Genomic DNA, 20,959 nt, shown 5'->3' on the forward strand with positions numbered 1-20,959 from the left:
TTTTTAAATGAAGAAGTGTGCGATGGTATAGATAATCAGTCCTACCAAACCTCCTACCAGCGTTCCGTTGACCCGGATAAACTGCAGGTCTTTCCCTACTTCCAGTTCCAGTTTTTCACTGAGCTCTTTTCCTTGCCAGTTCCCAACGGTAGTACTGATGAGGTTTCCGAATTGATGAGTGTTTTTCAGAATGTATTTATAAGCCGTTACGCGAACCCAATGGTCAATTTTATTCTGAAGGTTTTCATCTGTTTTTAAATTCCGGGCAAACTCATTCAGATTTTTTGAAAGGTAATTTTTCAAAGCGGAATCCTCCTCCTGAAGTTCTTTCATCAATGTCCTTTTAATGGAAACCCAGATATCATTGGAATATTCATCCAGTTTATCATTTTTGAGAAGACCGTTTTTAATCGTTTTAAATTCCTCATCCCATTTCGGATCTTCTTTCAGATCAACGGAAAATTCATGAATTTTCTGAGTGATCAATGCTCTTACTTCATGCTGGGGATCTTCTTCTATTTCTTTGAAAAAATCAGAAAGTCCGTCGGCAATTTTATCAGCAATTTTGTTATCTACAAAAGATGGAATGAACGAATAACTGCCTTTTTTTACTCTCTCCTGGATCATTTCATCGTTTTCAATGATGTATTCTTTGATCTGTTTTGAAAGATTGGTGATGATTCTCTGGTGATCATTTTTTTCCAGTATATAACCGATTCCGTTTCCAACCACTTTGTTAAGCTTGATATCATCCGTCATTTCAGACACCTTTTTGCTGATAAACTGGCTTACTGTAGAATCATCCAGTTTATTGAGAATATCAAGAACAATATCCGAAAGGTTTTTAATCAAAATGTCCTGGCTTTTTTCCTTTGCCAGCCATTCTCCGGCAAAATTGGAAACTTTAAGCTTTTGGATGTAAGGGCGAATATTCTGAGGTGAAAGGAAGTTCCCCACTACAAAATTTCCAAGGTTGTCTCCCAGTCTCTGCTTACTGTTTTCAATCAGATTGGTGTGGGGAATGGGAAGGCCAAGAGGATGCCGGAATAAGGCCGTTACCGCAAACCAGTCAGCAAGTGCCCCCACCATAGCAGCTTCAGCAAAGGCCCGGACATAGCCAATCCAGTGAGAGTTATCAGACTTCTGTAAAATAGTGGTAACAATGAAAATAACAGCCATCAGGACAAATAATCCGGTGGCAAATGCTTTATATTTTCTAAGTTGTTTTCTTTTTGCTTCGTCATTCATATTCTCAAATTTACTAAATTTGGTTATGAAACCATTCGTGGTTAAAGAATTAAAATTTACGATGAAATTTTTAATTTCAATAACCCAATTAATTATTCTGCAGGCATGTACGCAGAAATATGAACCTATTAAAAAAACTCCTATGGAAAATACACAAGCAAAAAGCAATCCATATTACTCCAGAACAGATACTTCAAAACTCAATGTTTCCAATGAAGAATGGAAAAAAATCCTTGCTCCGGATCTATACGCAATAGCCAGAGAAGCGGCAACAGAAAGAGCTTTTACAGGAAAATATTACGAATTTGATGAGGTAGGAGAATATTATTGTGCGGTATGTGGAAATCATCTGTTCCGTTCGACATCAAAATTTTCCAGCAGCTGCGGCTGGCCGAGTTTCTTTGAAGCTGATAAAGAAGGAGTCTATTATGTAAGAGATCAGTCGTACGGTATGGATAGAGTAGAGGTACTTTGCAAAAGATGCGATTCCCATCTGGGACATGTTTTTGATGACGGTCCGAAACCTACAGGATTAAGATATTGTATGAATTCTGTAAGCCTGGAATTCGTTCCGGATTCTCAAAAATAAATGCTTTAATTCACAAAATCAGGACGTTAAAGTTTCTTAAATAGCGTTAAACTTTGTAGAGTTATAACCCCTTGGTAGTTATGTTTTTATAATTTTGCCCCACTAATTTGGATTTATATAGTATTGAATGAAAGGATTTTATAGCGTATTAGGCCTTGTTTACATGGTGACGACTTCATTCTACATTTCCCCAAAAGTGGTGGCGAAAAGTGAGAATGTGAAAACAACGAAAACTGAAAAAGTAGCTGAAACGAAATCTGAGAAGAACACTGCAGCAGTGTCTTCATCAGAAGCACTGTACCAATCCATTGCATTTGAGCCGGGGCATGAACTGAATTATGATGTGTTCTCAAAAGCATTGACTGGCTATGAAAATTTAAAAAAAGCAGGATTGCTTACCCAGGACTCGCATTTATTGACTATCTGCGATTTTTCTATGTCTTCTAACACAAAAAGACTTTGGATCATTGACCTCGAAGACAAAAAAGTTCTGTTCAACTCATTGGTAGCACACGGAAAAAATACCGGCGAAGAATTTGCGACGAATTTTTCTAACAAGGAAAGTTCGCTGCAGAGCAGCCTGGGATTTTATATCACGGATGCAACCTATCAGGGTGATAACGGATACTCTCTGAAATTATTGGGAATGGATAAGGGCTTTAATGATGCTGCATACAGAAGAGCAATTGTAATGCATGGTGCGGATTATGTGAGTGATGCATTTGCTGCGATGCACAAAAGAATCGGAAGAAGCTGGGGATGCCCTGCCGTCCCAAGAGAACTGACACAATCTATAATCAATACGATTAAAGGCAAAAACTGTCTGTTCATCTATTATCCTGATCAGAATTATCTTTCTTCCTCAGAATGGTTGAAAGCGTAAGATTAAAAAAGCAGTCATTTTTGACTGCTTTTTAATTTTTGGAAGGAAATTCCACAGTAAATACACTTCCTTTGGATACTTCAGAATTGATAGTCAATTTTCCTTCGTGTATTTCTACAATTCTTTTTACAATGGAAAGACCGATTCCGTTTCCTTTTTCGAAACTCTTATTGGAACCGCGGTAAAAAAGATCAAAAATTTTTGAAAGATCCTTTTCTGAAATACCGATCCCATGATCAATAAAATGGATTTTGATATGTTCCTGTTGGGTTTCTATCTCAATATGGCAGCTTTTGTCTGCCGAATATTTACAGGCATTCTCTATTAAGTTGGAAAAAGCAACCTGCAGCAGGTAAGGATTGCCATAAAAATCATAATTGTTTTCATCATCATCTGAGGCATTGCTCATATAATTGATCCCGATTTTGTAACTGGCATTTTTCTGCAGCAATGCAAGCTTGGCTTCTGCCAAAATCTCATCCAGACGTAGATTGGTAAAACTGATTTGTGATACATCATAGCTGGCTCTGGCAAAATCCAAAAGAGCAGAAGATAGTTCCGAAGCATCATTGGCATCCTGCAGGGCATTGTCAATAGAAAGCTTATAGTCATCCAGGGTCACGTTAAGTTCCTTGGCAAGCTCAAGCTCAGCAATTAAGGTAGAAAGAGGTGTCCGGAACTCATGGGAAATAGTGGTGACGAATTGCTTATGATTGTTGAAGGATTTTTCAAGTCTGTTGAAGGTAGAATTAAAAGTTTCCGTTAGTTCATAAATCTCATCTTTTGCTTTGGGAATATCCAGCCGTTTATTAAGGTTGTGCTCTGAAATATCACGGATCTGGAGAATGATATCCTTTAAAGGCTTAAGCGTATAATAGGAAAAAAGAAATCCTATAATAAAGATGATAACAATGGAGCTGATGTAGATGATGATAATATCTTTTTTAAACTCAGAAATATGGGCTTTTCCCGTAACATCAACTGCGCTTCCGATGATATAATATTTTTCTCCGTTGGATGGAAACTGCATGGCAATATACTGACGGTCACCCTGCTGCCAGAATATTCTGTTTTTATGGGACCGGGTAATTTTGTTCAGGTATTTTTCATTGCTTTTGAGAGGAGGAACATCTGTGAAGGTAAGCTCTTTTTTGCTGTTATAAACACTGATGTCTGCTTCATTCAGAAGTTTTTGGTTACGCTGGTGAAGTTCACGGATTTTTTCATCACTGATTCTGGCATCAAATATAAATTCTGAACGCCAGATCACTTTGTATCCCAGCCGGTCATTGAATTCATCTTCTCTGTTTTTTTCAGAAACAAAATAAAGAACGTAGGCAAACAAAAATAGGATGCCTGCCGTAAGGATGGAATAAATGAGTGCTGTTCGGGTTGCTATTTTCATAATTGTGAAGCAAAAATGAATCCTACTCCGGGTTTGGTATGAATCAGTTTATGATCAAAATTTTTATCAATCTTTTTTCGTAAATAAGCAATATAGACATCAATATAATTGGTTCCTGTGTCGAAATGATTTCCCCACACATTTTCGGCAATTTCTTCACGGGTAAGAATTCTTTCGGCATTGCTTACCAGAAATACCAGGAGTTTAAATTCTTTGGGAGTGAGTTCTATTTCCACTCCGTTTCTGAAAACCCTGTTAAATTTCTTATCAATTTTCAGGTCATAATATTCCAGATCGTTCAGATAGGCTTCTTTATTTTTAATTGATCTTCTCTGCAGAATGGCTTTGATTCTCACATAGAGCTCCCTAATCTCAAAAGGTTTCACCATATAGTCATCTGCCCCGGCGTCAAATCCTTCAATTTTTTCATCAATCGTTCCAAGAGCGGTAAGCATGATGATGGGGAGGTCAGGATATTGCTGTTTGATCAGTTTGCACAGATCAATACCACTCATTTTCGGGAGCATAATATCCGTAATGGCCAGATCAAATGTTATTTTATTCAGCAGGACAATCGCATCTTCTGCATCTTCCGAAATATAAACCTGATATTGCTGGCTTTCCAGCCCTCTTTTCAAAAGGCTTGAAACGCGTGAATTATCTTCTACAATTAAAATTTTCATAAAGAAATACGATGAATAAGGGTGTTGGTTTTCAAGCGTTTTTTTGATTTTAAAAGCCTGACTTTCATTTATTCCCAAAGCACTGTACAAAGGTATTTTATATTTTTCTTTTATCAGAAAACATTCCCCCTTTTAATAGTTTTCTATAAGGTTTCTAATAGATTTCTAATACCTGTCGGCCTTTTAGCAATCTAATTTTGTCCCGTTGAAATCAACAAAAGATAAGAATAGAAAAATATGAAGACTACCTCTTTCAAAACAGCAATTGCGTTGTTTTCCTTATTAGGACTTATGGGGAAATTAGAAGCCCAGAAAAAAAATGATTTTAATAATCCCGGATTGACTCATTATTTCAATGAAGATCACTCAAGATATATTTCCTTTAGCGGATATGCAGAATTGTGGGCCAGATATACCCAGCTTAACCCTGGAAGCCTTGTCAATAACGAAGCAAAATCAGACCTGTCTGACCTTTCGCTTAGAAGAGTTCGTGTAAAAATGACTTATAAACCAACAGAAAAGCTGATGTTTGTATTGCAGGGTGGAACTACCAACGTGAATGTCAATGCAAAAGGAAGTAACTATTTTGACCTTTTGGATGCTTATGCTGAATACGCTTTTAATGATAAAATTGCTTTTGGGGCAGGACGTTCTACATGGCGCGGCCTTTCAAGATTTACTACAGGACCTTTGAATACGCTGTTATACGACCTGCCAGCTTATGCAACCTCCAATACGGGAGCAACAGATTATACCGTAAGGGAATTGAGTGCCTATATTAAAGGACAGCTCGGAAGATTTGATTATCGTCTGGTACTGGCTGATCCTTATACCATGGCAACTTCTGATCCGAAACTGAATGTAGCTTCCTTTAGTAAAAACTCCCCCGGAAAAGACTTCTCAGGATATTTCAGATATGCTTTTTTGGACAAGGAAAATATTTCCACTCCCTTTAATGCAGGAACTTATGTAGGGAAGAAGAATGTACTGAGTCTGGGAGCGGGGTTTGATTATATTCACAATGCATTATGGCATCTGGATTCCGGTAAAAATACAGTGAATGATGATATGAAAAGCTTTGCAGTAGATTTATTTTATGATGCACCACTGAATAAAGAAAAAGGAACGTCAATAAGCGCTTATGGGATGGCGATGCATAACGACTACGGACCCAATTATATCCGGTATGTAGGTACCAATAATCCTGCGACTTCTGTAGATGTTACACAAGCGAGTCTGAATGGAGCAGGAAATGCAATGCCTGTTATCGGAACCGGAAATACATATTATGTACAACTGGGAGGAACCCTGCCTTATCTGGACAAAGAAAAGAAAAGTCTTCAGCTTCAGCCTGCCGTAGGAATGCAGCTGTCAGATCTGAAAGGACTTCATGATAATGCTGTGATCTATGATGCAGGAATATCTCTGCTGATGAACGGAATGTCTTCCCGTTTAACCTTTGACGCTCAGAACAGACCTGTTTACACCAATGACCCTTCAAACAATGCCGTAGTTTCTGATCGGAAATGGCAGTTTGTCCTTAAATACAGAATAGATTTTAATTAAAATAAATGACAATGGAAAGAAGAAAATTTTTATTTCGCTCAGTCCAGGCTTCTGCTTTGCTGCTGATCTCAGGAAATATGTTTGCCTCTGCTTTACCCATGTTTAATCCTAAAAAAAAGAAAAAAGTGTACTTCCATTATTTGTTGTTCTGGCTTAGAAAAGACCTTTCCGGGCCTGAAGTAAAAGAGTTTGAAAATTTTTTTGAAGGCCTTAAAAAGCTTCCTTATCAGAAGAATCTCCGTTACGGAAAGCCGGCAGCTTCCAGCCCGAGAAGCGTTTTAGACAGCACATTTACTTATAATGCTTCTATGGAATTCGATAGTCTGGAAGAGCTTGAAGCGTATGGGAAACTTCCTGAACATCTTGCTTTGGTTCAGAAATATAAACCATTCTTTGACAGAATGCTGGTTTACGATACTGTTTATAATTAAAAATAAAAATTTAAATTTATAATGAAAAACATCATTAAGGGCTTAAGCCTTGTTTTAGTAGTAAGTACTGTAGGATTTATGAATGCACAACATAAAAAACACAACCATGTGAGCGTTACTGCGGAGAGCTCCACTGAGTTTATTCCTGCCATAAGATTAATTAATAATCCTGACGGCTCATGCTCTTTTGAGAAAGGGAAAATACCTACTCTTAAACATATGAATACCACAACATTCTGGATGAGCAATAAAACGGAGGAGTGGGAAAAAAATGCACATCCGGCTCCCAGAAGACAATATGTGATTACCATCAAGGGCAATATACGATTTAAAGTAACAGATGGTTCTACTTTTATGATTAAACCGGGAGTAGTTCTTCTTGCAGAAGACCTTAAAGGAACCGGCCACAGCTGGGATATGGTGAAAAGCAAAGAATGGGAGAGACTCTATATTCCGATTGCTGAAAATGCCGATGATTTTTTTATCCCGGATGCTCAATAGTTACAAGTCAATCTCTTTATAAGGGGTATATAATTCGTTATGTTTGAAGCAGTCAGTTTTGGCTGCTTTTTAAATTTTAAAATAAATAAAAAATCCCTGCATGGTTCTCATACAGGGATTTTCAATTATTTAATCTGATTAGCTGAATTTCTTAAATACTACAGTGGCATTATGTCCTCCGAATCCAAAGGCATTACTCAACGCAAAATTGATGTTCTTTTCTTTCGCTTCTCCGAAAACGATATTGATATCCTTAGGAATACTTTCATCAATATTGTGAAGATTAATCGTTGGAGGAATAATTCCATTCTGAATAGCTTTGATTGAAAGAATGGCTTCCACCGCTCCTGCAGCACCCAATAAGTGGCCGGTCATGGATTTTGTGGCACTGATATCAAGGTTTTTACTTCCCTTAAATGCTTTATTGATGGCTGTTAATTCAACCATATCTCCTAATGGAGTGGAAGTAGCATGAGGGTTAATATAATCAATATCTTCCATATTGGCTCCTGCTTCTTTCACAGCCAGCTGCATTGCTTTAATAGCTCCAACGCCATCAGGATGAGGTGCTGTCATGTGGTAAGCGTCTGCAGTCATGGCGGCTCCTGCTAATTCTGCATAAATTTTTGCTCCTCTGGCAACAGCATGTTCATATTCTTCAAGCACCAGGGCTCCTGCACCTTCACCCATTACAAATCCGTCTCTGTCTGCATCGTAAGGTCGGCTGGCCGTTGTAAAATCATCATTTCTTGTCGACATGGCCTTCATAATAGAGAACCCTCCGATAGAAGCCGGAGTGATAGCTGCTTCAGAACCACCGCTGATGATTACTTTGGCTTTTCCCAAACGGATATAATTGAAGGCATCCATCAATGCCGTATTTCCTGTAGCACAGGCAGAAACTGTTGTATAATTGATTCCCTGAAGACCATATTTCATAGAAATCATTCCCGAAGCCATATTGGCGATAAACTTCGGTACAAAGAAAGGATTGAAACGTGGCGTTCCATCTCCAGCAGCGAAATCCATTACTTCTTTTTCAAAAGTCCACATTCCGCCCTGTCCTGTTCCCCAGATGACTCCTGTGTCGAAGGGATCCATTTTTTCAAGCTCCAGACCTGAATCCTGAATCGCTTCCGCAGAAGCATACATGGCATATTGTGTAAACAGGTCACTTCTCTTGATTTCGTTATGATTCAGATATACTTTTGGATCAAAGCCTTTTACCTCACAGGCAAAATGTACTTTAAATTTTTCCGTATCGAAATGGGTAATGAGTCCTGCTCCGCTGACTCCTTTAATACTGTTTTGCCAAAAATCTTCAACATTATTTCCCAAAGGTGTCACAGCACCTAATCCTGTAATGACAACTCTCTTCATATGTAGTTACTATTTTTTAATAGATTAGACTTTCATAAGATAAACCCTGTTTATCCCATGTTTTATTTTAATTACTTCTTTTATCAGCTAATTTTTGCACTGCAATATTATCAATTTTCTTTCTCTGCAGACGAATAATCAATCATATTATTTACTGCATAATAAAAGAATCTGCTCTTTTGAATATAGGATGAGGCTTTTATTACTTTTCCAAAATCATCGTTACTCCCTGTCCACGGGCTGCACAAATGGATATAAACCCTTTCCCACTGCCTTTTTCATGAAGTAATTTTGCCAGTGTTGCGATAATTCTTCCTCCGGTTGCAGCAAAAGGATGGGCGGCTGCAAGGCTTCCTCCTTTTACATTCAGTTTATTTCTGTCTATTGTTCCCAGCGCTTTTTCCAATCCGAACTTTTTGGCCAGCTCATCATTTTCCCAGATTTTTATGGTAGCCAGGACCTGTGCTGCAAATGCTTCATGAATTTCGTAGTAATCAAAGTCTGACAAATTCATACCTGCTTTTTTAAGCATTCTCTCTGCTGCAAAAACAGGAGCTAGAAGTAAATCCTGTTTATTTTCAACATATTCTATTCCTGCCAGCTCTGAAAAAGTGATATAAGCTAAGACGGGAAGATTATTGGCTATCGCCCATTCTTCGCTGGCCAGCAAAACTGCAGAAGCACCATCTGTAAATGGAGTTGAATTTCCTGCCGTTAAGGTTCCGTTTTGCTTATCAAAAGCAGGTTTCAGCTGCGATAATTTTTCAATACTGCTGTCACGTCTCAGATTATTATCTTTATCCAGCCCAAAAGCTGGAGTGATCATATCATCAAAAAATCCCTCATCATAAGCTTTTGCCATGTTCTGATGGCTTTTTAATGCCAGTTGATCTTGTTCTTCTCTTGGTATATTGTAATATTGGGCAGTAATTTCTGTATGTTCACCCATCACAAGACCTGTTTTGGGTTCCTGCCCTTTATAAGGAATGGGCATCCAGTCTTTCAACTTCGGGCTTAGCAGTTGTTTTATTTTTCCAAACGCTGATTTCTCTTTATTGGCTTTGAGCATGGCTTTTCTTAACCTTGGTGAAGACTCAAATGGAATATTGCTCATGGCTTCCACACCGCAGGCAATGCCACAATCTATCTGACCCAGGGCAATTTTATTCCCAATATAAACAGCTGCTTCAATTCCTGTATCACATGCCTGCTGAAGATCACAGGCAGGAGTAGCGGGATCCAGCGTTGTATTCATCACCGTTTCCCTGATGAGGTTGCTTTCGGAAATATGTTTAATGACTGCGCCGCCGGCAACCTCTCCGAGTCGTTTTCCTTTTAAGTGATAACGGTCTATTAATCCGTTCAGAGAAGCAAGCAGAAGATCCTGATTTCCCTGCTCTGAATAAGCGGTATTCATTCTGGCAAAAGGAATTCTGTTGTATCCTACAATAGCCACTTTTTTTGTTTCCATATGGTGTAATTTATGATGGAAGAATATTGAGTTCATGATCAATCATTTGGGCAACCTTATCCAAGGCATGGTTGAGATAACTTTGATCTCCCATTGTTTTTGAAAGCAGAATTCCACCTTCAATAAGCATGATGAACAGGGAAGCATATTGCTCAGCATTGATTTTTTGATCAATTTCACCTTTATTTTGGCCCTCAGCGATAGTAGTTGATATTTTGGTCATCCATTGTGTAAAAGACCTTTTCACCTGAGTTTTTAAAGCAGGAAATGAATCATCAGCTTCCGTAGCAGCATTCATCAGCGGACATCCGCCGTTGGCAAAGACAAACGTCCAGTTTTTTCGGTAAAAATCTATAAATGCATGGAGCTTATCCAATGACGTAGGGAATTCATTGCCAAAGGAGCGGCTGAGGGTTTTACTCAACACGGCGGCATTGTATTTATAAACCTCAATGGCTACTTCATCCTTGTTTTCAAAATTTCCATAAATGCTGCCTTTCGTCAATCCGGTTGCTTGGGTAATGTCTGACAGCGATGTGGAAATATAACCCTTGGTATTAAAAAGAGTTGCTGTTTTCTCAATGATATGCTGTTTTGTTTTTTCTGCCTTTGACATTATAAATGTTTAAATATGATGCAAATATACAAAAATATACCACTCGGTATATTTTATTGAGGACGAATAATTAATTTGAATGTTTTGGATTTAAGTTTTGGCTGAAGCCAATGGATTTTTTTTAAATTAAAAAAACGGACTTTTAGCCCGTTTCTATTGATATTGAATGAATACTTAAATTAGTTTTCCAAAGTAGCATTCAAAGTAATTTCAAAGTTGAATGCGGCGCTTACAGGGCATCCTTCTTCTGCAATTTTCGCAAATTTCTGGAATTCCTCTTCTGAGATTCCCGGCACTTTAGCGGTTAATGTCAATTCAGATTTTGTAATCTTACCAATATTGGGATCAAGGGTAATGACAGAAGTCGTCTTTAATTCTTCAGGATTATAACCTGCCTGAGATAATTCTGCATCCAGTTTCATCGTGAAGCATCCTGCATGGGCTGCTGCCAGTAATTCTTCGGGGTTGGTACCTACACCATCCGCAAAACGGCTGTTGAAAGAATATTGAGTCTGGTTTAAAGTTGTACTCTGAGTTGTTAAATGTCCTTTTCCTTCTTTAATGGTACCGTTCCAAACGGCTGTTGCGTTACGTCTCATAATGTTTGTTTTTTTGTATTTAGTATTGTTGTTTGATTTTGATGTTACAAAGGTATGTCTGTGATAAGGAGTTTTCAATAGATAAAAAGACTTAAATATTGTACTTTTTTCCCGTGTTATAGTTTTTTTTTGAAATTTGCGGGAGTGCTTCCTGTTTTATTGGTGAAAAGGCGGTTGAAATAAGCCGGATCTTCATAACCCAGATCATAAGCAATTTCTTTGACAGGTTTATCCGTATAAAAAAGTAACCTTTTTGCTTCTAATAAAATTCTGTTAATGATAAACTGGTTGGGAGACTCCAGCTTTAAGTTTTTAAATTTATGAGTTAAAGTTTTCGGAGCGATGTGAAGAAGCTCTGCATAATCAGCGACATTATGTTTTTCTCTGAAATGAATTTCCAGATGTCTGCTGAAATCTCTGAAAATATCAAGCTCACTGCCTGGTATTCTGAGCGTATCATTATCCAGATTTTGTTTCTTCCACTTGCGGGTAGCCCTAATGATGATTTGTTTTACATAGGTTCTGATCATTTCTTCTGCGGAAGAATCCTTCCCTTCAAGTTCATCCTGAATATTCTGGAACAGGGATTTTATAAGTGTGGCTTCTGAGTTGTCAAGTTCCACATAAGGAATTTCAAATACATTATGAAAGAGAAGCCCGTCACAAGCCACTTCCTTATCATGGATCTGGATACAGTAGAAATCGCGGTTGTAGAAAAGAAGAATAGATTCATCTTTGCCTTTTTGGATACTCAAATGTTGGTTGGTGAGGAAGAAAAGTGAAGGTTTCTTTGTTTTATAATGATTAAAATCTACTGTAAGTTCATATCCTGAAGGAATAAAAAATACTTTAATATCTGAAGAGAACCGACTTCCGTTGAAATTCTCCAGATTCTCTTCTGAAAATACTTCCAGTCCGAGTCTTTTATAGTGGTCTTCAAAAATAAGCTGTTGCGGCATCCTTTAACTTTAGTTTAAAGATACAAAAAAGCATGATTTGATCCGTATTAAATTATCCAACCTATGATTTCTTATGTTTGATATATAAAATTGAAATAAAAATAAATTGGAAATATGTTTTTACATTGATATTATTTTATCATTTTTACAAAGATTTGTATTGTAACCTAAAAGTATTAACTTTTTTTCATAACTGCCTGTATGAGCGAATTAGAAAATATTCTGAGAGAAATAACTCCACTATCTCCTGAGGATAGTTTTCTCGTGTTTGACAGGATTAAGGCCTCATTTGACTTTCCATATCATTACCACCCGGAAATAGAAATCAATTTTATTTATAAAGGGAAGGGCTACAAAAGAATGGTGGGAGATCATACCGGAGAGATCGGAAATATAGAATTGGTGTTGGTAGGTCCAAATTTACCGCATTGCTGGGCTAATTACAGATGTAAGAACAGAAAGACCCACGAAATTACCATACAATTCAATCAGGATTTCTTTAATCAGTCACTGATGGAGAAAAATATCCTGAAACCTATCAATAATCTTATGAAAGATTCCATCCGGGGAATTCTTTTTTCTACAGAAACTGCCGAGAAACTAAAAGATTCGTTTCTCAATCTTTCAAAGATGAACAGCTTTGAATCTTTCATAGAAATTATGAAGATTCTGAATGAACTGGCTGTGGCAGAGGATAAAACACTTTTATCTTCGTATAGTATTGAACTTGAAACTTTCGCAGATAATGATAAAATGAAAGTGGTTCATGATTTTGTCCATAAAAATTTTGAAAACAAAATTACACTGGATAATGCAGCATCATTGGTGAATATGAGCAATGTGACGTTCAATAGGTTTATTAAAAAAAGAACAGGAAAAACCTTTATCAATTATCTTAACGAGATAAGAATCAGCTATGCTGCACGCTGGTTGATGGAAAAGAATCTGACTGTTTTTGAAATTGCTTTTGAGGCTGGCTTTAATAATATCGCCAACTTTAATAAAGTATTTAAGTCGATCAAAAAGACAACTCCAACCGAATTTAGAGAACAGTTCAAAGGAGTTAAAAAGATTGAATAATACGTTTTAAAAATTTATTTTTTCTTTTTAACATACTATTTTTTGCACTAAAATTCTGTGCAAAAATCTTCTTTTATTTTGTCAGAATATCAGAATAAATCCTCTTTTTATTAATGTTTGGAGAGTGTTGTATTATGTTGATATATAGGGTTTTAATGTCTTTTAAAATTAATTGCTGAAAAAATAATATCGTTTTATGATAAAATAGTATTATATCAGACTGGTTACAAAATTTAGATTTGTGAATGTGAATTAAATCTTAACAAAACTTTAAATAATTTAATACATAAACGGCAAAATTTTGCTGAAAGAACAATAATTTTTTTTGTATTAAAAAATAAAGTAATGTCATTGATTCTCAATTAAATCTAACGAATCTATACCTTATGAGAAAAGCAGTTATACCCGTTCTGTTTGTTTTTTCACTCACTGCGAATGCACAGGAGAAAAAAACAGCCGATACTACGAAGACAACCAGTATTGAGGAGGTCGTGGTCACCTCTTTGGGGATAAAAAGGCAGGCCCGCTCTTTGACGTATTCCAGTCAGCAGATTGGCGGGGATGAGCTTACAGAAGTGAAAACTCCCAATCTATTAAATTCGATCAACGGAAAAGTTTCCAATGTGCAGATCAACAGAACCAATGGTGTAGGTAGCTCCGTAAGGGTGGTCATGAGAGGAGATAAGTCTGTCAACAGTGCACAGCCACTGTATGTGATTGATGGTATTCCCATTATCAACGGAACAGGAAAATCAGCAGATATCGGACAGTATTCCAATATGCCGGATCCGGGGGATGTATTGAGCTCCATCAATCCTGATGATATTGAAAGCATCAACTTCCTGAAAGGAGCTTCTGCTTCTACATTGTACGGTTCTGCCGGAGGTAATGGGGCTATCCTGATTACAACTAAAAAAGGACGTGCAGGGAAAAGTTCAATTACTTACAGCTCCAGCCTTACAGTGGACAGGGCTTATAGTCTTCCAAAACTACAGCACAGTTATCTGTCTTATGACCCTTCTGTATCGGGATCACAGCCGGGACAGTCAGTAGAAAGCTGGGGCGCAAAAGGATCTTCTAAAGATTATCTTAAAGACTTCCTTCAGACAGGAACAACTTGGGTAAATAGCCTTTCTTTCCAGTCAGGAAATGAGAGATCAACAAGTTATTTCTCAATCGGAAATACCACCAACAAAGGAGTGGTTCCCATGTCTTATTTTGATCAGTATAACGTTTCTTTCAGAAATTCAAGTAAGTTTCTGGATGATAAGTTAACATTAGATGCCAACTTCATCGGTTCATTACAGGAAAGTAAGAACAGACAGACTCCCGGAGCATCTTTTTCTCCTTTGACGAGTTTGTACTGGTTGCCAAGAGGAGTAGATTTTGATCAGTATGGTCCAGATAATTACACTTATTTAAATAAAGAAAGATTTTTACCTGCTCAAAACTGGTGGGAGGTTAATCCGGATGGAAGTTTTAAAGGAAACCCACCAACACAGAACCCTTATTGGATTTTAAACCGTAATCCTGTTACTGTAAGCAATAAAAATACCTATGGAGCGCTTTCATTATCTTACCAGATCAATCCTTGGTTAACGGCAAGAGTGAGAGGAAATTATAGCTGGAATATTTCAGACAGTCAGCGTGATATTGCTGCTTTTTCAGCACCTACTTTACTGGCTGTTAAGGAAGGAATTAATGGAAGAATTCTTAAGAATACCTATGAAAACTCTTCAACATATGGGGACGTGTTGCTTATCGGTAGTCCTAAAATTAGTGAGTCTTTCTCTTTAGATTTTACGTTAGGAGGAAGTATCAATACAACAAGAAATAAAATAGGACAAATTGATAACGCATATCTGACAAACCCTAACCTTTTCACTGTGAGTAATCTTGAATGGGGTAAAAAAAGATCCCCTGGTGATGGATATCATAATATCTATACCAATATGAAGAAGCAGGTACAATCTGTATTTGCAAGTGCTACAGTAGGGTATAAAAATATGTTTTATGTGGACATGACTTTTAGAAATGACTGGGATTCCAGTCTTGCCTTAACAGGGAGAACGGGATTTGACTATGAATCTGTAGGAGCTAATGCTGTGTTATCTTCTGTTTTCAAACTTCCGGAAGTCATTAGTTTCTGGAAAGTAAGAGGATCTTATGCAACGGTAGGATTAGGGTTGCCTACCAATATTTCCAATGCTATGATTGAATATAATAAAGGATATACTGTTGGTGTAGATGCGGGAACACTTGTGTTTCCAAAGAGTTCATTCATTACTGATCCTAAGTATAAAGACCTGTTTCCGAAACCTGAATTTAATAAAACTTTTGAAGTTGGAACAGAGCTAAGGATGTTTAGTAATAAATTAAGTTTTGATATTACTTACTACAACTCCAATACGAGTAATCAATTGTTAGAAACAAAAATAGATTCTTATTTCGGAGGAATAGCTCCTGGATCATATTATATCAACGCAGGAAAAATCCGAAATACAGGTTTTGAATCTTCATTGTCATATAAGGTCTTCAGTTCAGAAAAATTTGGATGGACAACTACATTAAATGCATCGGCTAACAAAAATACTATTGTTGAATTATTTCCACCAAGCTTACCTATATCAGAAAACCAACTTTTCTCATTAACAGGTGGAGGGGAATACACCAAACTGAAATTGGGAGGATCTTTCGGTGATCTTTACGGAATCAAGTTCAAAAGAGACGATCAGGGACGTATTTTAGTGAATGAAAAAGGAATCCCATTAGCAGAAGGTACTCCTTCTTATCTTGGCAATCCGAATCCTAAGTTTATTATGGGATTCAATAACTCCTTTAATATTGGTAAGCTGGGAATCTCTTTCCTTATTGATGGTAAATTTGGAGGGAAGGTACTTTCCCTTACAGAAAAAGCAAACGATATCTATGGAGTTAGTCAGTCTACAGCTGATGCAAGAGATGCTGGAGGTGTATCTATTCCAAATGCAGTATATGCACCGGGAACACCAAATGCGGGACAGGCTTACACGGGTTTAACCAATGCAAAAGATTACTATAAAGCAGTAGGAACAACAGAAGGGTTTGGAAAAGGTATTGATGAAGCCTATCTGTACAGTGCTACAACAATACGTTTACGCCAGGCTTCCATTTCATATACTTTCGATATTCAATCTAAATATATGAGAAACGCAACCGTAAGCTTAGTAGGAACCAACTTATTTTTCTTCTACAAAAAAGCACCATTTGATCCTGAGCAGGTATCAGGAAATACACCTGGTGGAGTAGGGGTAGATTCATTCGGATTACCGGTTACCCGATCTATTGGATTATCATTAAAAGCTAACTTCTAACTTTTACAATTAAGAAAATGAAAATCAATCATATTAAAATATTGGCATTCGGAGCTGTACTGTTATTTTCTGCTTCAGGATGTACAAATGACTTTGAACAGTATAATCAGGAAAAAGCAGGAGGTCCTGAAAATTTTTACGCTGATTTCATCGCTGTTGTTGATCCGATGAAATCCATGCAGAGAGGATTACAGTCAGATTATCAGCTGTACCCTAACCTTAGTGCAGATATGTACAGTGGAATGTTCAGTACAGCAACACCATTTAATGGAGGGGTAAATAATCTTACTTATTCGATGATGGACGGATGGAATAACAGAATCATTGCCAGACAACAGGATATTTTCAATTACTCCCTTATCATCGATAATACGGCTAAGGAAATCTATAAAGGTGTAGATTTTACAGGAACATTTGCTGTTAAAAAAATTCTGAAAGTTATTACGGCAGCAAGAGTTTCAGACAGTCACGGCCCGGTAGTCTACAGCAAATATGAAAAGCCCAATCCGAATGGAGTTACAGATTTTGATTCTCAACAGGAAGCTTACAATTATTTTATTGCTGATCTTAGCGCAGCTATTAACGATTTGCAGAAAGTAATTGCCATGCCAGCGACACAGAACGTAGAAGATAAATCGGCATTGAAAAAAGCAGATTTAGTATACGGCGGAAATATGGCGCAATGGGCAAAATTTGCCAATTCATTAAAGCTGAGGTTAGCCATGAGAATGAGCTATGCTGATCCTGCGAAATCTAAACAATATGCAGAAGAAGCATTGGCTTCACCTGCAGGATTGATTACGGATAATGCGGACAATGCGTTGATCAGTGTAGGACAGTCAGAATTAAGTTTTATCATTTACTCATGGGGAGACTGTTTAATCGGAGCCCCTTTGATGGCATATATGAACGGATATAATGACCCAAGACTTCCAGCATATGCTATTCCGGCATCTGACCCAAGCTTGCAGGGGAAATATATAGGAATCCGCCAGGGAATTGATTTATTAAATGGTAAATCAACGTACGGAGGGTTCTCACAGCCACAGGCAAAATCTGCCAGCGGAGATTATTTTTCCGGTACCGATGGTAAAATGAAATTATTCACCGCTGCAGAAACATGGTTCCTTAGAGCTGAAGCTGCTTTGAGAGGATATGCAGGAGCAGGAGATATTCAAACCAACTATACAACCGGAGTTCAGCAGTCTTTCGGAGAATGGGGGAAAAGTGCTAATGTTGCTGCTTATCTTGCCGATAATACTTCTACTGAAGCACCTTATATTGATCCGAAAAATGCAGACAATAACGTACTTGTTGGAAACCCCCAGTTAAGTACCATTACGATTGCGTGGAATAACGGTGATACCAACGAAAGAAAATTAGAAAGAATTATTACCCAAAAATGGCTATCCCTTTATCCAAACGGACCGGAAGCATGGGCTGAACAGAGAAGAACAGGATATCCGGTTCTTTTCAAGGTAAGAAAGAATGACAGCGGCGGAGCTATCAGTACAGAAGCAATGATCAGGAGAATTCCTTTCACTATTGATACCAAAACATCATTATATAATTACCAGCAGGCCGCTCAAATGCTTAACGGTCCTGATACCGGAGGTACAAAACTTTGGTGGGATAAGAAATAAAAAATATTCAGAATCACTCATTAATAAAGAGACATCTCAAGATCAGATTTTTATTTGATGCATTCATTAAGGCGGGAGAATAGAGTAGAATCTCCAAAAAATTTATAGTTTCGTTTTTTTAGCCTGAATGTATTTTTGAGATGTTCTCTTTTATTTAGAATCTTATTTTAAATATGGGAAAAAACAACTCCGGAACCCGTCGGATTCAGCCGATTCTTTGGATTTCAACATTATATTTTGCAATGGGAGTGCCCTTTGTAACCATTAATGCGGTTTCAGGAATCATGTATAAAGATATGGGGGTTTCGGACTCGCAGATTACTTTCTGGACTGCCCTTATCATGTTCTCCTGGACATTAAAACCTCTTTGGAGCCCTTTTCTGGAGATCTATAAAACCAAAAAATTCTTCGTTGTTTTTACTCAGTTTGCGATAGGAATTCTGTTTGCATTAGTGGCCTTAAGCCTGCCAATGCATGATTTTTTCAAATACAGTATTGCCCTTTTTGCGATAGTTGCATTTTGCGGAGCTACCCATGATGTGGTAGCAGACGGAACGTATATTGGGTTTTTGACCAATAAAGAGCAGGCAAAGTATATTGGATGGCAAGGTGCTTTTTACAACCTGGCGAAGATTATCAGCAGTGGAGCACTCGTTTATTTTGCCGGGGTTTTAGAAAAGACAAAAGGGGTAACCCATGCCTGGATGATCATTATGGTGATCTATGCATTACTCTTTTTTGTACTGGCTATTTACCACTATTTCATTCTGCCGAAGGAAAACAAAGAAGAACGGAAAGATGGAAAGACTGCCGGAAATGTTCGTCAGGAACTATTGGAAGTGATTACCTCTTTCTTCACCAAAAAGAAAATTCTATGGTGTATCCTCTTTATAATTCTGTACCGTTTTGCAGAAGGATTTGCGATCAAAATTGCGCCTTTATTTTTTAAAGCTCCAAGAACATTAGGAGGATTAGGATTATCTACTTCCGATATCGGGCTTATTTATGGGACATATGGTTCTGCAGCATTCATCCTGGGGTCCGTATTGGCAGGGTATTTTATCTCAGCCCGCGGATTGAAAAGATCTTTGATATGGCTATGCTGTGCATTCAATATTCCATTTGTGGTCTATGCATTACTGGCTTATTATCAGCCGGCAGATCTTTTACCGGTAGGAATTGCGGTGGTAGTGGAATATTTCGGTTACGGATTTGGTTTTGTGGGACTAATGCTCTACATGATGCAGCAGATTGCACCCGGAAAACACAAAACGGCACATTACGCATTTGCAACAGGGATTATGAATCTTGGCGTAATGATTCCCGGAATGTTCAGTGGAATGATCAGTGACTGGATCGGATACAAAATGTTCTTTATCTGGGTACTGATTGCTACCATTCCTGCATTTTTGGTCACTTTATTTGTTCCTTTTCCTCATCCGGAAAATCAGAAAGAACAACAAATCAATTCATAATAATTAAAAATAAAAAAGTAAAAAATACTTTATGACAGCTCAATCAGTAATGATCCCTTGGCAGGATCGCCCGGAAGGTTGTAATGATATCATGTGGAGGTTTTCCGAAAACCCGATCATTAACAGATACGCTATACCAACATCCAACAGTATATTCAATAGTGCCGTAATTCCCTTTGAGGACGGATTTGCCGGAGTGTTCCGTTGCGACAACAGGGCAGTACAGATGAATATTTTTGCCGGTTTCAGTAAAGACGGAATCAATTGGGACATCAATCATGACCCTATTGAAATGCATGCAGGAAATACGGATATGATTGAATCCGATTACAAATACGATCCCCGCGTAACTTTTATTGAAGACCGTTATTGGATCACCTGGTGCAACGGATACAATGGTCCTACCATCGGAATCGGATATACTTTTGATTTTAAAGAGTTTTTTCAGTGTGAAAATGCCTTTCTTCCATTCAACAGAAATGGTGTTTTGTTCCCTGAGAAAATCAATGGTAAATATGCCATGTTGAGCCGTCCGAGTGATAACGGACATACGCCTTTCGGAGATATTTATATCAGCTATAGCCCTGATATGAAATACTGGGGGGAACATCGTTGCGTGATGAAAGTAACGCCTTTCGAAGACAGTGCCTGGCAGTGTACCAAAATCGGAGGAGGGCCGGTTCCTATCAAAACAGAAGAAGGATGGCTGCTTTTCTATCATGGTGTGATCAATACCTGCAGAGGATTCAGATATTCAATGGGAGCAGCTTTGCTGGATCTTGAAGATCCTACAAAAGTGTTGTACAGAACGAAGCCTTATTTATTGGCTCCGGCTGAATTGTATGAACTGACAGGAGATGTACCGAATGTGGTTTTCCCTTGTGCAGCATTGACTGAAGGAGACAAAGTAACAGTATATTACGGTGCTGCCGATACCGTGGTTGCGATTGCCTTTGGATATATCTCAGAAATCATTGATTTTATGAAAAAGAATTCAATTTAATACAGTAATATAAAGTTTAGGAAAATAGGTTAATCATCTTAATTTTTCCGTTTGCTGGGAATTTTATAATGGTT

Annotated in this window: 18 protein-coding genes; 10 read left to right on the plus strand and 8 right to left on the minus strand. The window is 37.7% G+C overall.

Annotated features, from left to right (window positions below):
• Nucleotides 1-3 precede the first annotated feature (3 nt).
• Nucleotides 4-1,248, minus strand: a complete 1,245-nt coding sequence (locus DEU40_RS02275) for a DUF445 domain-containing protein (RefSeq protein WP_110008350.1) — start codon at nt 1,246-1,248, stop codon at nt 4-6.
• Between the two features lie 142 nt (nt 1,249-1,390).
• Between DEU40_RS02275 and msrB the strand changes: the two genes are divergently transcribed.
• Together msrB and DEU40_RS02285 are read left to right on the plus strand one after the other, a co-directional pair.
• Nucleotides 1,391-1,837: a peptide-methionine (R)-S-oxide reductase MsrB gene (gene msrB, locus DEU40_RS02280; protein WP_228406425.1), complete on the plus strand. Its 447-nt coding sequence runs from the start codon at nt 1,391-1,393 to the stop codon at nt 1,835-1,837.
• A gap of 127 nt (nt 1,838-1,964) precedes the next feature.
• Complete coding sequence (locus DEU40_RS02285) at nt 1,965-2,720, plus strand: murein L,D-transpeptidase catalytic domain family protein (protein WP_062673223.1); 756 nt, start codon at nt 1,965-1,967, stop codon at nt 2,718-2,720.
• A 31-nt stretch (nt 2,721-2,751) separates the two neighbouring features.
• Here DEU40_RS02285 and DEU40_RS02290 read toward each other — a convergent pair whose 3' ends face one another.
• Both DEU40_RS02290 and DEU40_RS02295 read right to left on the minus strand, forming a co-directional pair.
• A complete protein-coding gene (locus tag DEU40_RS02290; protein ID WP_110008351.1) occupies nt 2,752-4,125 on the minus strand; it encodes a sensor histidine kinase in 1,374 nt (457 codons plus the stop codon).
• On the minus strand, nt 4,122-4,808 hold the full coding sequence (locus tag DEU40_RS02295) for a response regulator transcription factor (RefSeq protein ID WP_110008607.1): 687 nt from the start codon (nt 4,806-4,808) through the stop codon (nt 4,122-4,124). Before DEU40_RS02295 ends, DEU40_RS02290 begins: the two co-directional genes overlap by 4 nt.
• A gap of 237 nt (nt 4,809-5,045) precedes the next feature.
• On the opposite strand from DEU40_RS02295, the gene DEU40_RS02300 reads away from it, so the two are divergent.
• From DEU40_RS02300 to DEU40_RS02310, 3 genes are read left to right on the plus strand one after another with little or no spacing between them, the layout of a single operon-like run.
• On the plus strand, nt 5,046-6,374 hold the full coding sequence (locus DEU40_RS02300) for a porin (RefSeq protein WP_110008352.1): 1,329 nt from the start codon (nt 5,046-5,048) through the stop codon (nt 6,372-6,374).
• An 11-nt stretch (nt 6,375-6,385) separates the two neighbouring features.
• Nucleotides 6,386-6,805, plus strand: a complete 420-nt coding sequence (locus DEU40_RS02305; protein ID WP_181397926.1) for a Dabb family protein — start codon at nt 6,386-6,388, stop codon at nt 6,803-6,805.
• A 21-nt stretch (nt 6,806-6,826) separates the two neighbouring features.
• Entirely contained in the window at nt 6,827-7,306 is a 480-nt protein-coding gene (locus DEU40_RS02310; protein ID WP_227941155.1) for a hypothetical protein, read from the plus strand.
• A gap of 138 nt (nt 7,307-7,444) precedes the next feature.
• On the opposite strand, the gene fabF is transcribed toward DEU40_RS02310, so the two are convergent.
• The 5 genes from fabF to DEU40_RS02335 form a co-directional block, all read right to left on the minus strand.
• Nucleotides 7,445-8,686 carry a beta-ketoacyl-ACP synthase II gene (gene fabF / locus DEU40_RS02315; RefSeq protein ID WP_110008354.1) on the minus strand — a complete coding sequence of 414 codons (1,242 nt, stop codon included), beginning with the start codon at nt 8,684-8,686 and terminating at the stop codon, nt 7,445-7,447.
• A gap of 202 nt (nt 8,687-8,888) precedes the next feature.
• Nucleotides 8,889-10,157 (minus strand): acetyl-CoA C-acetyltransferase, encoded by a 1,269-nt coding sequence (locus DEU40_RS02320; protein WP_110008355.1) that lies wholly within the window; start codon nt 10,155-10,157, stop codon nt 8,889-8,891.
• Between the two features lie 10 nt (nt 10,158-10,167).
• Entirely contained in the window at nt 10,168-10,773 is a 606-nt protein-coding gene (locus tag DEU40_RS02325) for a TetR/AcrR family transcriptional regulator (RefSeq protein WP_110008356.1), read from the minus strand.
• Nucleotides 10,774-10,952: 179 nt separating this feature from the next.
• Nucleotides 10,953-11,372, minus strand: a complete 420-nt coding sequence (locus DEU40_RS02330; RefSeq protein WP_002982623.1) for an OsmC family protein — start codon at nt 11,370-11,372, stop codon at nt 10,953-10,955.
• Between the two features lie 116 nt (nt 11,373-11,488).
• A complete protein-coding gene (locus DEU40_RS02335; RefSeq protein ID WP_110008357.1) occupies nt 11,489-12,331 on the minus strand; it encodes a helix-turn-helix domain-containing protein in 843 nt (280 codons plus the stop codon).
• 201 nt (nt 12,332-12,532) lie between these two features.
• On the opposite strand from DEU40_RS02335, the gene DEU40_RS02340 reads away from it, so the two are divergent.
• From DEU40_RS02340 to DEU40_RS02360, 5 genes are all read left to right on the plus strand, one after another.
• A complete protein-coding gene (locus tag DEU40_RS02340; RefSeq protein ID WP_110008358.1) occupies nt 12,533-13,411 on the plus strand; it encodes an AraC family transcriptional regulator in 879 nt (292 codons plus the stop codon).
• 386 nt (nt 13,412-13,797) lie between these two features.
• The gene (locus DEU40_RS02345; RefSeq protein WP_110008359.1) at nt 13,798-16,764 is read left to right on the plus strand and encodes a SusC/RagA family TonB-linked outer membrane protein; all 2,967 of its coding nucleotides are present in this window, start codon (nt 13,798-13,800) and stop codon (nt 16,762-16,764) included.
• Between the two features lie 17 nt (nt 16,765-16,781).
• Nucleotides 16,782-18,407 (plus strand): SusD/RagB family nutrient-binding outer membrane lipoprotein, encoded by a 1,626-nt coding sequence (locus DEU40_RS02350; protein WP_110008360.1) that lies wholly within the window; start codon nt 16,782-16,784, stop codon nt 18,405-18,407.
• A 173-nt stretch (nt 18,408-18,580) separates the two neighbouring features.
• On the plus strand, nt 18,581-19,882 hold the full coding sequence (locus tag DEU40_RS02355) for an MFS transporter (RefSeq protein ID WP_110008361.1): 1,302 nt from the start codon (nt 18,581-18,583) through the stop codon (nt 19,880-19,882).
• Nucleotides 19,883-19,913: 31 nt separating this feature from the next.
• Nucleotides 19,914-20,885 (plus strand): glycoside hydrolase family 130 protein, encoded by a 972-nt coding sequence (locus DEU40_RS02360; RefSeq protein WP_110008362.1) that lies wholly within the window; start codon nt 19,914-19,916, stop codon nt 20,883-20,885.
• The last annotated feature ends 74 nt before the right edge of the window (nt 20,886-20,959 follow it).

The organism is Chryseobacterium sp. AG844 (assembly GCF_003182335.1).
Classification (GTDB): Bacteria; Bacteroidota; Bacteroidia; order Flavobacteriales; family Weeksellaceae; genus Chryseobacterium; species Chryseobacterium cupriresistens.

Excerpts from the sequence above, each read along its gene's own strand:
- DEU40_RS02330 (WP_002982623.1), bottom strand. The coding sequence starts at position 11,372 with ATGAGACGTAACGCAACAGCCGTTTGGAACGGTACCATTAAAGAAGGA.
- DEU40_RS02290 (WP_110008351.1), bottom strand. The coding sequence starts at position 4,125 with ATGAAAATAGCAACCCGAACAGCACTCATTTATTCCATCCTTACGGCA.
- DEU40_RS02335 (WP_110008357.1), bottom strand. The coding sequence starts at position 12,331 with ATGCCGCAACAGCTTATTTTTGAAGACCACTATAAAAGACTCGGACTG.
- DEU40_RS02295 (WP_110008607.1), bottom strand. The coding sequence starts at position 4,808 with ATGAAAATTTTAATTGTAGAAGATAATTCACGCGTTTCAAGCCTTTTG.
- DEU40_RS02275 (WP_110008350.1), bottom strand. The coding sequence starts at position 1,248 with ATGAATGACGAAGCAAAAAGAAAACAACTTAGAAAATATAAAGCATTT.
- DEU40_RS02305 (WP_181397926.1), top strand. The coding sequence starts at position 6,386 with ATGGAAAGAAGAAAATTTTTATTTCGCTCAGTCCAGGCTTCTGCTTTG.
- DEU40_RS02320 (WP_110008355.1), bottom strand. The coding sequence starts at position 10,157 with ATGGAAACAAAAAAAGTGGCTATTGTAGGATACAACAGAATTCCTTTT.
- DEU40_RS02285 (WP_062673223.1), top strand. The coding sequence starts at position 1,965 with ATGAAAGGATTTTATAGCGTATTAGGCCTTGTTTACATGGTGACGACT.
- DEU40_RS02340 (WP_110008358.1), top strand. The coding sequence starts at position 12,533 with ATGAGCGAATTAGAAAATATTCTGAGAGAAATAACTCCACTATCTCCT.
- DEU40_RS02355 (WP_110008361.1), top strand. The coding sequence starts at position 18,581 with ATGGGAAAAAACAACTCCGGAACCCGTCGGATTCAGCCGATTCTTTGG.
- DEU40_RS02300 (WP_110008352.1), top strand. The coding sequence starts at position 5,046 with ATGAAGACTACCTCTTTCAAAACAGCAATTGCGTTGTTTTCCTTATTA.
- DEU40_RS02310 (WP_227941155.1), top strand. The coding sequence starts at position 6,827 with ATGAAAAACATCATTAAGGGCTTAAGCCTTGTTTTAGTAGTAAGTACT.
- fabF (WP_110008354.1), bottom strand. The coding sequence starts at position 8,686 with ATGAAGAGAGTTGTCATTACAGGATTAGGTGCTGTGACACCTTTGGGA.
- DEU40_RS02350 (WP_110008360.1), top strand. The coding sequence starts at position 16,782 with ATGAAAATCAATCATATTAAAATATTGGCATTCGGAGCTGTACTGTTA.
- DEU40_RS02345 (WP_110008359.1), top strand. The coding sequence starts at position 13,798 with ATGAGAAAAGCAGTTATACCCGTTCTGTTTGTTTTTTCACTCACTGCG.
- DEU40_RS02325 (WP_110008356.1), bottom strand. The coding sequence starts at position 10,773 with ATGTCAAAGGCAGAAAAAACAAAACAGCATATCATTGAGAAAACAGCA.
- msrB (WP_228406425.1), top strand. The coding sequence starts at position 1,391 with ATGGAAAATACACAAGCAAAAAGCAATCCATATTACTCCAGAACAGAT.
- DEU40_RS02360 (WP_110008362.1), top strand. The coding sequence starts at position 19,914 with ATGACAGCTCAATCAGTAATGATCCCTTGGCAGGATCGCCCGGAAGGT.